Consider the following 13,977-nt stretch of genomic DNA (forward strand, 5'->3'; position numbering starts at 1 on the left):
CTCAGTTATTAAGTGTATTTAAAAGGCATTTATGCCAGGGGCGATTGTACCTTTTATTCAGAAAGTAAGTTATTGGATTCTGTGAAATACAAAATCCGTGCGGTAGCTATGAAAAGAAAAAATGTTATAAAAATTCAGCAGGTAACTTACACGGCAATAGTGAGCAAAGGATACTTCTTAACCCAATATCAATCAAAAGCAGATGGCAAATCGCTTCGTTGTTAAAAAAAGGTTGTAGGGGAAAGCGGTAATGTAGGAAAGAGTCTCAGTTGCCTGAGACTGATTACAGTAAACGCCAGAAGGGCAAGCTCTTACTGGTTTTTTAAATTTCTTTCAAAGGAAGAAAAATATGTTAAATAATACCTTACTTAAGGCATATTGTGGTGCCGAAGTATACATAAAAAATAGCGTAAAAGACTTTTTCAAAAAAGAAGAAGGCGTAACCGCTGTTGAGTATGCAATTGTGGTGGCAGGTGTAGCTGCAGTGGTCCTGTTTATCTTCGGTTCAAGTGGACCTGTGCGGGAGATGTTAAACACTACGTTTACTACACTTCAGACAAAAATTACATCAATGATAAATGGTGGCGGAGCAACTCCGTAAAATTTTTGCATAAGTAGATTTTAAGAACACTGAGAATATTTGACTAAACTTTCTTTTTTAGAAAGGTTTTAATTATTTAAGTATTAAGGGATTAGAATGAAGCGGAAACTCGTCATTATCTATATTTTGATGATTTTAGTCGGTATTGTCGGTATTTTTATTTTCAGTAATAATGCGCCGGACACGGAGGTCCAGCCATTAACTCAAGCTAAGCCAGAAGAGCCAACGATTGAAGTTAAACGCGTCGAGGTTATTAAAGATTTAACTCGTGGTAAAATTTTAACCACTGACGATTATCGCATTAACGCGATAAGGAAAAAGGAAAGCGAAGTCACCGCTGCAGAGAAAAAAGCGATCGAAGGACTGGAAAATATCACTGGTTGGGCGTTGAAGTCGGATCTCAGTAAAGATACGATGATTACGCTTAATGATGTTGCCAAACCCGGTACGACAGAATACTTTGAGCTTTTCTTGTTGCCTGGAAATGTTGTCTATACATTTACCTTACAGAGTAATGAAAATTATCTTCTCGACAATGTGAAAACCGGAACTGGCGTAGATATCTATTTGATATATGGTCGAGAAATTAGTCGGGATATGAAGGAAAGTATCGTTTCACCTCCCACGTCCGTTACTGGTCGTAGCTTAAAAAAAGTTATTTCTAATAAACGAGTCCTTGCTATTAATAAAGCAAAACGCAAAGAGAAAGACGGCATTTATACGATTGCCGAAGGTAGTCAGGTAATCGTTGAGCTGAACAACGATGATGTGAAGATCCTGAAAGGGTTAGAAACAGGAACTAAATTAGTCTTATTCCCGGCGAGTGATAAAGATCAACAAGAACTGACACTGGATAATTTGTTGCTGTTACAAGAAAGTAATTGGGCTGATGATGCTCCTTACTTACCTGAAGGCAATTATCCTGCACCGGGCCTGAGCGATGGTCCTGCCCGAGATGGTGTAACTGAATTACGCGGATAAGCGCTTAATCGATGTGATAGTTCTGTAAATTGAAAAAGGATAATCTAATGCGTCTGACCACTTTTTTATGGCAAGTAAGTGTATTGTTCTCAACTGTCTTTATAAGTTCAATAAGCCTTGCAGAACAAATGTATATAAAGCCGGGCATGTCAAAGCAGATTAAAACCAGTGAGCCTATTAAAACTGTTTTTATTTCATCGCCCGAGATTGCTGACTATAAGGTTATCAGTAATAAGGCTGTGGTGTTGTATGGTAAAAAGGTAGGTACCGCTGAAATATCGGTATACGGCGCTAATTCGAAGGTTATTTATAACGTCAGTCTCGGTGTTGATCCATTATTACCGGAGCTTTCCCAGCGTATCAGACAGGAATATCCGGGTAGTAATGTTATCATTAAGCGTTTTAACGATAATGGTGGCAAGGCTTCTTATATCTTATCAGGTACTGCACCAAGTGAAGAAATCAAAGATGGTGTATATCAACTGGTTGGAAGTTTAGTCGGGACATCTGCAGAAGAGAAAAAAGTTGAGGCAGACGATACCAGTAGCAACGGTGTTGGTGGCAGTAATATGATGGTTAAAAGTGACAAGATTCCTTTTGCCAGCTACAAAACCTATGACAATATTATTAATCGTATCGAACTGCCATCATCGAATCAGGTCAACGTAAAATTGACTGTGGTAGAGGTGACAAAAGAATTTACCGATAACCTGGGAATCGAATGGAGTAGTTTAACTCTCGACAGCATGATGGGCGGGGGGACGACGGCAAACTCAGCAGGAACGTTCAATCTGTTAGGTTTCAAAAACGGGTTTGATGCCAGAAATATCAGTACTCTTATTAATGCAGTGCATAATGATAAAATTGCCAGAGTACTTGCACAACCAAACCTGACTGTTTTATCAGGAGAATCAGCTAACTTTCTCGTCGGTGGGGAAATTCCGATCCTGATGCAGGATCGTGATGCGACAACAGTCACTTACAAAGAATACGGTATTCGTCTTAACATTGCTGCTAAGGTTGAGAGAAAAAATAAAATTAAGCTTTTTATCTCTAACGAAGTTAGTAGCGTAACGGGTACATATGCTTACAATACCTACCAAATTCCAACGCTGAAAACGCGTAAATCGAATTCAACGATTGAATTAGGTGACGGGGATAGTTTTGCAATTGGTGGTTTGTTGAATGAATCCGATCTTGAAACTTTAACCAAGGTACCTTTCATTGGTGACATCCCGGTTTTGGGGGCATTAGGTCGTCGTGCTGGAAGTGAGCGCAGCAAGACAGAATTAGTCGTATTCGCAACGGTTAATTTGGTGAAGCCTATGTCATCTGGTGAAAAAATAGCGTTACCTAAGTTTAATAAAACGTCATCAACCAGATTGTTCTTTAACACTGGCGTTGATGAAAAAACGCGCAGCGATCGATTAAATACGGATACCGCTCAGTTTCTTGACCAAGTTGGCTTTGCTAAATAAGGGGATTTAATATGAGACTGTTTAGCACAACAACGGATACAGAAACTAAAGAAGACAGTAATCGGGTGGTTCTTGACAGAAGCAAGGTGGTTTTAGTTTCACGGAATCAAAAGATCCAGCTCGATGTTAAAAATGTGCTGATGATGCACAATATAAGCAGCATTGTGCAAAAGGAAGTTGCAGTTAATGAATATCTTGACGATCAGGATACCAAAGATGCAGGTTGGATGATCCTAGATATTGAAGATGAAAACGACATTAATGTGATTAATGAAGTAACGTCTTTGATTGTTCCTTATGATGTTTATTATGTACTGATCGGTAATACTGATTCCATTGCATTTGCCAAAACCTTAGAAAAAAGTGGCAGTAAATATCTTTACATCAATACGCAAGTTAATGAATTACCAAATGTTATCTTAAAATCTCAGGTACAAAGCGCCGATAAGTCGACGCTACGTATAAGTATTCTGGGATGTAAAGGGGGATGCGGTACCTCTACTATCAGCAACGAAGTTTTGATGTCACTGAATAATTTCACAACTGCGCCTTGTCTTTTGATTCAGGGGGCTACTGGTAGTAAAGATTTCGACTTAATCTCAGGTAATGAAATTGATGCTTCAGATAGTAAAGTGCAAAAAATCTCTGATAATCGCTCGATAAAAATGGAATCAGTAAATGAGACATTAAATTATAGCGACCCAGTATTCAATCACTTTAATATCGCTTTGTTTGACCATAACGCTTGTGCAATTTCCGCAGAAAATTTAGAGTTAATATTTAAAAATTCGAATACTATCGTTTTAGTTCTTGGCCGAAATTTTTCATCTTTCAGAACAGCCAAAAGAGTGCTGGATGAGTATGCAAGGTTTGAGCGACAAAAGAATGATGTTATAAAACGAAAAATCATCATTAGCATTAATGAGTATAATGTTGCTGATAACAAGCAAAAATTCTCTAATGAAGATATTGTGGATTATTTGGGTAAAGAGATTTGTACAATACTCCCCTATTATCAAAGTCGGAAAGAGAATGATATTTTCTCGCAGCGTGCGCTTCAATTATCGGCAGCGATCCTGGGACGTGAAAAAATAGAAATTAAACAAAATAAAAAAACATTTAATTTGTCCAGTATTATCAATCGATTTAGTAAAAAATAGAGGTTGTAGAGGCTAAATGGGACCTAATGAACTATCATCATTAAGAATATTTAGGGAAAATATTCTTAAGAAACTGGACCTGGATCGTATTGATGCGATAAAGGATGATAGAACAGCACTGGAAACAGAGATAAGTGATATTTTACAGCGGGTATCTGCTGAGATAGGTCAATATTTATCTACTCAACTTCGGCTGGAACTCATTAAACTCGTGGCTGATGAAATTTCTGGCTATGGACCATTACGAGATTTAATGGAAGATGATTCCGTTAGCGATATTCTCGTTAATGGACCAGAACAGATATTTGTCGAACGCAGCGGGCGACTGGAAAAGGTTGGTACGTTTTTTCTCAGTAACCAGCAGTTGACAGAGATTGCCCGGCGCCTGGTTTCTAAGGTTGGGCGTCGCGTTGATGACTCGCAGCCACTGGTTGATGCCCGTTTACCTGATGGTAGTCGTTTAAACGTTGTTATTGCGCCAATTACTCTTGATGGCACATCGATTTCAATTCGTAAATTTGGTAAAGGCAAAAAAACGTTAGGTGACTTAATTAACTATGGAAGTATGGATGAAATGATGGCCAACTTCCTGGTTATTGCTGCCAGTTGCAAAGTCAATATTATTATATCCGGCGGTACCGGTTCCGGAAAAACAACGTTGCTGAACGCATTATCGCAATATATTGGTGAAACAGAACGTATCATCACTCTGGAAGATGCGGCTGAACTCCGTCTGATTAAACCACATGTGGTACGTATGGAAACGCGTATGGCCGGCGCGGAGCAGCAGGGGATGATCCCAATGCGTTCACTGGTTATAAACTCGCTCCGTATGCGGCCCGACCGTATTATTGTCGGCGAATGTCGTGGTGAGGAGGCATTCGAGATGCTGCAGGCGATGAACACCGGTCACGATGGTTCAATGTCAACTCTACACGCCAACTCGCCGCGCGATGCCATAGCACGTCTGGAAAGTATGGTGATGATGGCAAGTGCGTCCTTGCCGTTGATGGCTATCAGGAGAAATATTTCATCGGCGATACATCTGATTATTCAGGTTTCACGTATGCCGGATGGCTCGCGAAAGGTTATGAATATATCTGAGGTAATGGGGATGGAGGGGGAAAATATTATTATCCAGGATATATTCACATTCGAAGCTTCATCTCAAAGAGATGCGAACGGTAGGATTCAGGGGGTTTATAAGTTTAATGGTCTTTTGAAACGCTCTGTCGTTTACCGTCAGGGTGTTATCTATGGTATGACTGATGCCTTGAACGAATTATTTGGGAGTCAGATTCAATGACACTTTTTTTTATTATACTTGTAGTTCTTGGTACTGTGAATTTTCTGGCGGTGCTCATTTATTACAAAAAAGTAAAAAAACTGGATGGCGGTCAACAACGTTTCCATATTACCACCAAAAAAAATAGCTGGAATAGCCAGCTGTTTGAACGCTTAAAGCAAGCTATAACGGGGGACGTCAGAAGCGTGAAATCAACGTACCGTAACATGAAGCCAAAAGATGCTTTCTTGTTTATCGGGTTGTTTTTGGCAGGTGTTTATATTAACTTTGTTTATTTAAAGTTTAATATCATCATCGCGTCCTTACTCTTACTCATAATGCTGAATTATGTTCATTACAAATCAAGTCAAAAAAAACAAAGGGCATTATTTGAAATTGAATTTTCGGAGGCGCTGAATATCATCAATAGCTCTATTAGCTCTGGAAATTCAATAGTGGTAGGGATTACCCAGTGTGGTAATAAGTTAAGTGGTGAAGTAGTCGGCCCTGAGCTTAAGATTGTATCTCGCAGACTTAGTATTGGTGAGGATGTCAATACTGTGTTAATGGATTCATATGAACGTTTACCCTATCGTGAGTATTATTTCTTCATTCTCGCTGTAATGATAAACATTAATGGGGGAGGCCAGGTCAGGGAAGTAATGACTCGTTTAGCTAAACAGATATCGGATGCAAAAATTACCGACCGCAAGAAGCTGACGATGACGTCTGAAGCCAGAATGTCAGTAAAAGTATTGGCTATGATCCCTGTCGGTTTTATCTTTGTCCTGAATTTTTTAAGTCCTGAGAATTTTGATATATTAATAAATCATGAGTCAGGGAAATATATTTTGTATTATGCTGTTGGAAGCGTTTGTCTTGGACTTGCGATCATATGGAATATGATGAATAAAGCTGTTTAAAACTATGGAGACATAACAAATGTCCTTATATGTCCTGTATTTTTTTGTGGTATCTTTATTTTTTGCTTTTTTGTATTTGTTGACTAAAAACAAAAAAACAAAGAAAATTTCCTCTGTACTGGGAAGACAGGGTAATATCGTCGCCAAAAATGAAGAGTTAGTTTCAAATATTGAAAAAATTTATCGTAAAACAAGTAAGACAGTGACTTTTTTTGATTTTTTAGATTCTAATATTTTTTTGAAATTCGGTATAGTGATTGCTTTTTCGTTACTTATTTTTATTCTCGGTGCGCTTGGTATACTTAAATATGATAAACAAACACAGGCTATAATTATTGGTGTGGCATTAGTATTAGTGATTCTTATTCCTCCAAGAATAAAGAATTATGTAATGAAAAAAAAGACAAAGAAAATAAATGTCGATTTACCTTATGTTATAGATATTATGTCTATCTGTGTTCAATCTGGAATGACCATAGAGAATGCTTTAATTTACATTTCGAAAAACATCCAATTTATTAATAGCGATATCGCAAGTTTATTAGAAAGAACTGCTATTAAAATTGAGGTGAGTGGCATAGTTAGTGCGCTTGACCAATTGTATGAGGAAGTTCCCAGCGCCGAGGTACGAATGTTTTGTACCACGTTGCAACAAAGTATCACTTATGGGGCATCAATCAGTACCGTGCTTGTTGAGTTATCTAAGGAGATGCGAGAGATGCAGCTTTTATCCGTTGAAGAAAAGGTTGCTAGTTTATCCGCTAAAATGGCGGCTCCGATGATTTTATTTATTATGTTTCCGATACTTGCGATCGTAGCAGGTCCCGGATTTATCAGGATGATGGCAATATGGGGAAGTTAAGCGTTTTAGTAATTTCTTTGTTACTCGTAGGGTGTAGTTCACAAACCAACCTTGATAATAAAGAACGAGAATTTATCTTAACAAAAGTTAATAACTATAAAGGACTTATCGCATTTTATCGCGAACAGCTTAGCAAGAATGACACACCTGAAGTTAGACTGAAACTCTGTGAAGTTTATAACAAAATTGAAGATTATGAATCCTCGCAGAATTGTCTTAAAGAGTTGGTAAGTTCTTCTCCTACGGATGAGTCTTTGCTATTGTCGGCACAAAATAATAGCACTCTTGGCCATGATGAGATCGCATTAAGGCAAATAGATGAAGCGATAAAAATAAATCCTAAAATGGGAGAGGCTTATAACCTCAAAGGTGTAATCCTTGCACATTTAGGCGATTTAGAAAACGCGAAGGAAAGTTTTGAAAAAGCAAGAAATTTGTTTGTTGCTGAGGATATTGTAAATAATAACCTGGCAATGATCGCTATTGTAGAAAAGGATTACAATCTCGCGAGATCTTATTTAATGCCCCTGTATTCCAGAGGTTATAATTCGCCAAAAATTGTTCATAATCTGATTTTTACACTTGTTAAGCTTAACGACTATAGCACAGCAGATATGCTAATCCGGCAAAATAATCTGGAGGGCTCATCTCAACGCTTAATTGCCGATCTTGATGGTATTATGACTACGATTCCTGAACGCAAGTCGCCAGACGTCGGTGTGAAAGTTTCAGCACAAGGTGTTATCGAACAACCAAAAAAGAATAATTCAAGTTTGTTGAATGCGAGCGAAGATAACACTAAGGTGCTAACTGAAAATAAAAATATTGCTCCACGAGAAGTTGCCGTATCACCAGATGGCCCTGGTCAGGTGGAGAATATTGTGATAGGTGAACATGGTAAATTTGTTCGTCTGGTGTTTATTTCATCTTCTTTTATTAAGGGAGAGAAAGTAACTGGTGGGCGTGATAATCATGTTGAGTTTGTTTTGAAAAATATAAAAACAAACAAAAAAATGGCCGATTTAACTCGTAATATTAAAAAATACACTAAGTCATTAAATGATGTTTCAATACAGCAGCGCGGTGACGACTTATATCTGACATTTAATGCCAAGCGCGTCGTGAAACAGGTTAGGGCTTATATTTCACCAAAATCATCCATATCTAGTAATCGATTAGTATTAGATATTATTTTCTAAGCCTTATTGAGGCGTAGTTAAACCAAAGTAGGAGTTGTTTATGAGTAAGTTAAGTGATTCACTTGAAAATCTAATGGAACTTGATGGCGCAGTTTGCGCTGCCGTAGTTGATACGCGTAATGGAATGATCTTAGGTCATGTGGGCACAGGTATTGATATTGAGATCGCAGCAGCAGGCAATACCGATGTGTTGAAGGCGAAGCTCAAAACAATCAAACTCCTTGGTTTGAATGAAACGATTGAGGATATTCTTATTACGCTGGAAAAACAATACCACATTTTGCGTCCTTTACAGAAAGTTGAATCTGTATTTATTTATCTTGTGTTAGACAAACGCGAAAGTAACCTGGCATTAGCACGTCGTAAGGTTATGGATGTTGAATCTTCTGTAGAATCAATTTAATACTCGCTTCACGTACCCTATACTGAATATAAAAGATATGGATGATTATAAAGTTTTATTTATAGGCCGTAGTGGTTCGGCAAAAACAACGGCCATAAATTCTGCAAGCCAGATTAATGTCGTTTCAACGGATGTGGCCATGTCATTTATGGCCTCTGACGAAAAAAAAGAAACGACAGTGGGCCTGGATTATGGGGATCTACTTGTGGAAGATCGTGCTGGTCAGTGCCGATTGCGTTTATATGGTGTTCCTGGGCAATCCAGATTCTCCTTTTCATGGGAAATTCTACAGCAAGGTTGCTCTGGTCTTATTTTAATGATAGATGCAACTGATAAATTCGCTATTGAGGATATTCATTATTATACAACCGCTACGAGTTCTGACTGTGAGCGGATTATGCTTCCTACAGTTATTGCTGTTGTAAAAAGTGATTTGCTGAATCTTGAGGCATTATCGAAATTAAAAGAGGCTATCCAAAAGGAAAATATTTTGTCCCCAATACTCTGGATAGATGCCAGAAATAAAGATGCCGTTGTATCAGTATTAAGTGTGTTATTAAAGCAAATCAGGAGGTAGTTATGAAGAATGGACTTCCTTTTCCATTGAAGTTTACAGTTAGCTCAGATAAGGATAAAAGTGCAAGTGTAGAAGGCCATCCTGAGCAAATAATAGAGCCTGAGGTCGTTCTTCAACCTCTTGATGAAAAGCAAGAGAAGATAAGTGATAACGACAAAAGTTTTGTAGATTCTGCTCTTAAAGAACAGATTGATAAGACATTGAATAATTATGTAAGTAAATTCCCAGATATACAGAACCTCGTGCTTTCAACAGTAGATGGTTTTGAAATATCTTCTGTGCTTGATCAGGGCGGTGAAGAGATTATTCGAAAAGTCTCAGCTATGTCGAGTTCTCTGCAATCTATAGGTTCAGCAATATTAAGAGAGATTGGTGCCCCAGGATATCAGTATCTATATCTGAATAATGGTAAACGCTCGGTATTTATCTATCTTATCTCTGGTAATCAACTGGATGTTGTTCTGATGGCCGTTTCAGGTGAGATTGATTCTTTGGGCCAGGCTCTTTGGATGATGCAAAAATTAGTTGATGAAGTTAAAGAGTTGATTCAATAACGGATAGTTAAGGATTTAATAAATGAATAGTGTATTAGTTTTCAGGCTCTCAATGGAATTAGTCGCCGCAGATATTATCTCCGAATATATTCCGTTAAAACCTGTGCTTGATAATCGTAATGAATTAATTCAGGACCAAATACAGACTTATATTTCTTTAGTTTCTGATAATCTAAGCACATGGCAGAAAATAGGAACTCAAAAGGGATATACTACAGCACAAACTGACCAATTGATTGAGTTTGCATTTTTATTAGTAAAGTCTGATATTGCATCAAACTTTATTGGTCATTCGCCTGTTCTTTGCGATCGTATGACTATGATTGTTGAGTCTGTTATAAAATACATGAATATACTCAATATACCGATGTCGACCTCGTTTGATGAACTTCCTGAAAAATCTGTATCTATTATTATGGAAAAGCCAAAAGTTATGGGGAGAAAAAATGTTAAAAGATTTCCCCGTAAAGGTAGGAAATGATGGTGATTACAGGCATTGGATATTCAATCATTATATGCACCATACTGTATGGTATTTATACTGATATCAAGGTCAGGAAAATATATAACAGCGTGCCGTTGATTATCATTGCTGTTAGTCTATTTTTGAATGTGTTTTCAGATATTAATGTATCTTATGTATCAGCATCTCTAATTCTGATAGTTGGATTTGTCTTAAGTGTGTTTAATATATGGGGGGCAGGTGATGCAAAACTATGTTTTGCTTTATCACTATCAATTCCCGGGGTGAATTTACCTGCATTCCTCTTATTGACCTCTGTTATTGGTGGAGTGATGGCTATCCTGATGCTAATTACTCCGCGCTTGTACGGAAAATATAAAACGCTACCTTATGGCATAGCAATAGGTTGTGGCTACTTCATGAACTTATTAACCTTTTAAGGAGGCTTGATTGCACACCTTAATGCGCATGATAAAAAAAATTAAAGGTGAAGACGGCGCGATCGCCGTTGAGCTGTCATTAGTCATTATTCCATTCCTTGTGTCTATATTATTTATCATAGAGTTGTGTCGTGTTATGTATTTGACATCGGCTTTAGATGTAGTGCTTGCTGAATCTGGACGATATATCTCGTTGGATAGTACTGTAACTGATCATTCAGAAGCATTCGAACAAAACATAAAAACAAGTGCACGCAATTGGCCTTTGCTCTACAGTGGGAGCGAAATATCCGTAACCGTTAAGCATTGTAAAAATATACCTGACCTGTTAAGAGATAGTTGTATTACGGGGGCGACTACTACAGACCATTTTTTGTCAGTATATTCATTTAAATATAATTATCATCCCGTTTTCTTTTTTTTTGGCACTGGTTTTTTTTCATCAATATTTGAACGGAATATAGTTTATGTACAAGAGCCCAACAGAGTATAAGCGTTTTTTTTGGCAGAAGAGCCAGGCAAGCGCCACGGTTGAGTTTGCTTTTGTATTTCCCATCATCGTTTTACTGGGCCTTATGCTGATTGATTTTACTTTTCATTTCTCAGCTGAAAGTAAACTTGCCAGATTAAGTAATTCTATGTCATCCATGTTGAGAGAACGCAGTACGTTATATGCCAATAACCTTGTTGTTGAGTCTGAAGATGTGAAAAATATTCAAAAAACGGTGGACTTATTACTTGGTTCCGATGCTTTAAAGGGCACTGTCAACGTCAGGGTGCAAACGGTTCATTTCTCTGATACCTCCACAAAAACGGGCAAAATTTTAGATGCCACGAAGTCGAGAGATATTTATGAGGCTGCCAATAGTGGCGCGGTGGCGCAACAAAATTGTAAAGGGGCATTTGATATTAATAGTGCTGAGGTTTACAAGATGTCACCGTGGATGCAGGAAACTGAAGATAAAGGAAAGTGGGCCCCGCTATATCAGGTCACATTATGTACAAAAGGAAGAAATAGTCTGTTTTTGAATGCGTTGTCCAGTACTGGCATTATTGCAGACACTATTTCAGTTAGTAACATTGTTATTCCAAGATAAGCATACAGGTGATAGTGATGAAAATGTATAATAAGTTTCATATTCGCCGCTTTATCCGGGGTGGTAACGCAGGTGTCTCAATAATGTTTGCTATCATTCTTCCTGTGCTGATTGCAACTTTTTCCTTAGGCATTGATGGTTCACGCTTTTTGATTAAAAGAGCACGTCTTGCAGATGCCTTATCTCAGGGAAGTTTTGCGGTAGCTTCCACAAATTCCAACCTCACCACTGAACCTGAAAAAATTGAAGGTAAAGAATTGGTGAAAAGTTATATTAATTATTATATTCCGAGCAAAGAACTCGACGAATCAACGCTTGCTGTCTCAGCTAATATTGATGTTGATCCGGATGATTCAACAAAAGTTAACTCTATTGAATATGTGGCTACTGCAAAAATAATTGCACACCCCATCATTGATGGAATCAGCAGGGCATTGCCTGGATTTAATAAAGATGTACCTATCATTGCTGATGAAAACAATGGCATTGTGCGTAAAACAATCGGTGAGGTAAATATTGAGAGCGATATCGCTTTCGCAGTCGATTTTTCTGGTTCTATGCTTGGACGGACACCCGATGGAAAGTTACGAATTCAGGTTTTACGGGACGTAGTTAATGATTTGTCATCCCAAATTGCTAATGAAAAGTCAAAGTCAAAAATTGCTATTGTTCCCTTTGATATTGGGATACCGGTCAAACTGGAAGAAAAAAATGAGGCTGGCGGTGATCGTATAGGATGTGCTACCCCCTATAAGTTTAAAAACAAGTATGATATTGATCATGCTTTCTGGGCTAATAAAAAAACAGACTGGACTTCTTCTGGGAATAATACATCTGGTCCAGATCGAGAAGACGTTATCAGAAGCTATCTTGATCTTAAACGTTATGAATATTATTCTAATTATATCAATGCAGCAGGAGTCAATTACAAAAAATTTTGCGCATCTAACACATCATATGATAGTTCTGTATCCTCAGGGAAACTACACTCTAATCCATTATCTTGTGAAGCTATTAAAGAAGTAAGTGCTGTCTCATCATCTAATTATATTGAAATACAAAATTATAGTCAGATAATGCAAGACTATTTCCATCCTTTGATAAATGATATGAAAAGTCAATCTTTTGCCAATGATACAACTATTGATTACGCTGGTACTGTAGATGAGTCTTTTTTATTCGATGAGAAAAAGGATAATAAATTTGAGAGACCTTTTGCCAGTTTTGACATGGGTAATCCCTTTAAACAAATATGCTTGACGGGATTTAATTTTGCAGGCGTAATTCCTGCATGGGGGCCAGATAAAAGTATCCCTCAAGGGTACCCCTATGGGCGTCCGGATAATTATTATTCTAGATACTTAAGTGAAGTGAGACAAAATGCATATGTTATAGGGTTATCATCTGATAAATCAGAGATTGATAAGTTTCAGTCAATGTGGCCAATGGATGGTGCTGGTACAGATATAGTTGCTGGACTGCTTTATTCTGCCCGAGAGGTGGCTAAGGGAGAAAACCCGCGGAAAATTATAATTGTTGTAACAGATGGTGAGGAATATGGTGAGCAGCAAACTGTTGCCTTTAAATTTCGAACGCCTGCAGTATGCCAAAAAATAATGGATGGTGTAAAAAACAACTCAAAAAATACTAAAGAAGTTAAAATCTATTTTGTCTCAATTGTAAATGACTTTCAAACTAGTTCAATAATATATGATTGGAAGAAGAACTGCGTTGGAGAAGATGGCGCCTTTGTTGCTACTGACTACTCTGCTCTGAAGGATGCGATAACCAGTATATTTAGTAATGAACCGGGTGGTTTAAAATTCATCAATAAATCAGACATGATCGTGCCTTAATAATTTAAGCGGCATCTTTTGTTTATGGGTATATAAATTGAGGGCTGCTTACGGCAATTATAATGATTTTAAAATTTTTGAGTCGAATATTTATCAAA

At 37.7% G+C, this 13,977-nt stretch carries 16 protein-coding genes; all 16 read left to right on the forward strand.

Going from position 1 to position 13,977, the window contains the following annotated elements:
- The first annotated feature begins 349 nt into the window (after positions 1-349).
- On the forward strand, positions 350-601 hold the full coding sequence (locus NMD08_RS08145) for a Flp family type IVb pilin (RefSeq protein WP_151217512.1): 252 nt from the start codon (positions 350-352) through the stop codon (positions 599-601).
- Positions 602-697: 96 nt separating this feature from the next.
- Positions 698-1,582: a hypothetical protein gene (locus tag NMD08_RS08150; protein ID WP_210904516.1), complete on the forward strand. Its 885-nt coding sequence runs from the start codon at positions 698-700 to the stop codon at positions 1,580-1,582.
- Positions 1,583-1,629: 47 nt separating this feature from the next.
- Positions 1,630-3,060, forward strand: coding sequence for a type II and III secretion system protein family protein (locus NMD08_RS08155; protein ID WP_187253488.1), 1,431 nt, complete (start codon positions 1,630-1,632; stop codon positions 3,058-3,060).
- Between the two features lie 11 nt (positions 3,061-3,071).
- Positions 3,072-4,220 (forward strand): hypothetical protein, encoded by a 1,149-nt coding sequence (locus NMD08_RS08160; RefSeq protein ID WP_252837802.1) that lies wholly within the window; start codon positions 3,072-3,074, stop codon positions 4,218-4,220.
- 16 nt (positions 4,221-4,236) lie between these two features.
- Positions 4,237-5,526: a CpaF family protein gene (locus NMD08_RS08165; RefSeq protein WP_151224787.1), complete on the forward strand. Its 1,290-nt coding sequence runs from the start codon at positions 4,237-4,239 to the stop codon at positions 5,524-5,526.
- On the forward strand, positions 5,523-6,428 hold the full coding sequence (locus tag NMD08_RS08170) for a type II secretion system F family protein (RefSeq protein ID WP_210904519.1): 906 nt from the start codon (positions 5,523-5,525) through the stop codon (positions 6,426-6,428). Before NMD08_RS08165 ends, NMD08_RS08170 begins: the two co-directional genes overlap by 4 nt.
- Positions 6,429-6,447: 19 nt before the next feature.
- Complete coding sequence (locus NMD08_RS08175; protein WP_210904520.1) at positions 6,448-7,290, forward strand: type II secretion system F family protein; 843 nt, start codon at positions 6,448-6,450, stop codon at positions 7,288-7,290.
- Entirely contained in the window at positions 7,278-8,489 is a 1,212-nt protein-coding gene (locus NMD08_RS08180) for a tetratricopeptide repeat protein (RefSeq protein WP_286538900.1), read from the forward strand. Before NMD08_RS08175 ends, NMD08_RS08180 begins: the two co-directional genes overlap by 13 nt.
- 40 nt (positions 8,490-8,529) lie before the next feature.
- Entirely contained in the window at positions 8,530-8,892 is a 363-nt protein-coding gene (locus NMD08_RS08185) for a hypothetical protein (RefSeq protein ID WP_151217495.1), read from the forward strand.
- Positions 8,893-8,929: 37 nt separating this feature from the next.
- Entirely contained in the window at positions 8,930-9,469 is a 540-nt protein-coding gene (locus NMD08_RS08190) for an ATP/GTP-binding protein (protein ID WP_151224782.1), read from the forward strand.
- Positions 9,470-9,471: 2 nt separating this feature from the next.
- A complete protein-coding gene (locus NMD08_RS08195; protein WP_151224781.1) occupies positions 9,472-10,023 on the forward strand; it encodes a hypothetical protein in 552 nt (183 codons plus the stop codon).
- Positions 10,024-10,045: 22 nt separating this feature from the next.
- Positions 10,046-10,504, forward strand: coding sequence for a hypothetical protein (locus tag NMD08_RS08200; RefSeq protein WP_151219963.1), 459 nt, complete (start codon positions 10,046-10,048; stop codon positions 10,502-10,504).
- Positions 10,501-10,926, forward strand: coding sequence for a prepilin peptidase (locus NMD08_RS08205; RefSeq protein ID WP_151219962.1), 426 nt, complete (start codon positions 10,501-10,503; stop codon positions 10,924-10,926). Before NMD08_RS08200 ends, NMD08_RS08205 begins: the two co-directional genes overlap by 4 nt.
- A 10-nt stretch (positions 10,927-10,936) precedes the next feature.
- Positions 10,937-11,419: a TadE/TadG family type IV pilus assembly protein gene (locus tag NMD08_RS08210; RefSeq protein WP_370619945.1), complete on the forward strand. Its 483-nt coding sequence runs from the start codon at positions 10,937-10,939 to the stop codon at positions 11,417-11,419.
- Positions 11,394-12,023, forward strand: coding sequence for a tight adherence pilus pseudopilin TadF (gene tadF, locus NMD08_RS08215; protein ID WP_187253481.1), 630 nt, complete (start codon positions 11,394-11,396; stop codon positions 12,021-12,023). Before NMD08_RS08210 ends, tadF begins: the two co-directional genes overlap by 26 nt.
- A gap of 17 nt (positions 12,024-12,040) precedes the next feature.
- Positions 12,041-13,879: a hypothetical protein gene (locus NMD08_RS08220; protein WP_370619947.1), complete on the forward strand. Its 1,839-nt coding sequence runs from the start codon at positions 12,041-12,043 to the stop codon at positions 13,877-13,879.
- The last annotated feature ends 98 nt before the right edge of the window (positions 13,880-13,977 follow it).

This window comes from Citrobacter meridianamericanus, assembly GCF_041320245.1.
Classification (GTDB): Bacteria; Pseudomonadota; Gammaproteobacteria; order Enterobacterales; family Enterobacteriaceae; genus Citrobacter; species Citrobacter meridianamericanus.

What these genes read in the sequence shown, in the direction of transcription:
- NMD08_RS08190 (WP_151224782.1), top strand. Translation starts at nt 8,930, where the DNA reads ATGGATGATTATAAAGTTTTATTTATAGGCCGTAGTGGTTCGGCAAAA.
- NMD08_RS08200 (WP_151219963.1), top strand. Translation starts at nt 10,046, where the DNA reads ATGAATAGTGTATTAGTTTTCAGGCTCTCAATGGAATTAGTCGCCGCA.
- NMD08_RS08205 (WP_151219962.1), top strand. Translation starts at nt 10,501, where the DNA reads ATGATGGTGATTACAGGCATTGGATATTCAATCATTATATGCACCATA.
- NMD08_RS08175 (WP_210904520.1), top strand. Translation starts at nt 6,448, where the DNA reads ATGTCCTTATATGTCCTGTATTTTTTTGTGGTATCTTTATTTTTTGCT.
- NMD08_RS08195 (WP_151224781.1), top strand. Translation starts at nt 9,472, where the DNA reads ATGAAGAATGGACTTCCTTTTCCATTGAAGTTTACAGTTAGCTCAGAT.
- NMD08_RS08150 (WP_210904516.1), top strand. Translation starts at nt 698, where the DNA reads ATGAAGCGGAAACTCGTCATTATCTATATTTTGATGATTTTAGTCGGT.
- NMD08_RS08155 (WP_187253488.1), top strand. Translation starts at nt 1,630, where the DNA reads ATGCGTCTGACCACTTTTTTATGGCAAGTAAGTGTATTGTTCTCAACT.
- NMD08_RS08170 (WP_210904519.1), top strand. Translation starts at nt 5,523, where the DNA reads ATGACACTTTTTTTTATTATACTTGTAGTTCTTGGTACTGTGAATTTT.
- NMD08_RS08165 (WP_151224787.1), top strand. Translation starts at nt 4,237, where the DNA reads ATGGGACCTAATGAACTATCATCATTAAGAATATTTAGGGAAAATATT.
- NMD08_RS08160 (WP_252837802.1), top strand. Translation starts at nt 3,072, where the DNA reads ATGAGACTGTTTAGCACAACAACGGATACAGAAACTAAAGAAGACAGT.
- NMD08_RS08180 (WP_286538900.1), top strand. Translation starts at nt 7,278, where the DNA reads ATGGGGAAGTTAAGCGTTTTAGTAATTTCTTTGTTACTCGTAGGGTGT.
- tadF (WP_187253481.1), top strand. Translation starts at nt 11,394, where the DNA reads ATGTACAAGAGCCCAACAGAGTATAAGCGTTTTTTTTGGCAGAAGAGC.
- NMD08_RS08220 (WP_370619947.1), top strand. Translation starts at nt 12,041, where the DNA reads ATGAAAATGTATAATAAGTTTCATATTCGCCGCTTTATCCGGGGTGGT.
- NMD08_RS08145 (WP_151217512.1), top strand. Translation starts at nt 350, where the DNA reads ATGTTAAATAATACCTTACTTAAGGCATATTGTGGTGCCGAAGTATAC.
- NMD08_RS08185 (WP_151217495.1), top strand. Translation starts at nt 8,530, where the DNA reads ATGAGTAAGTTAAGTGATTCACTTGAAAATCTAATGGAACTTGATGGC.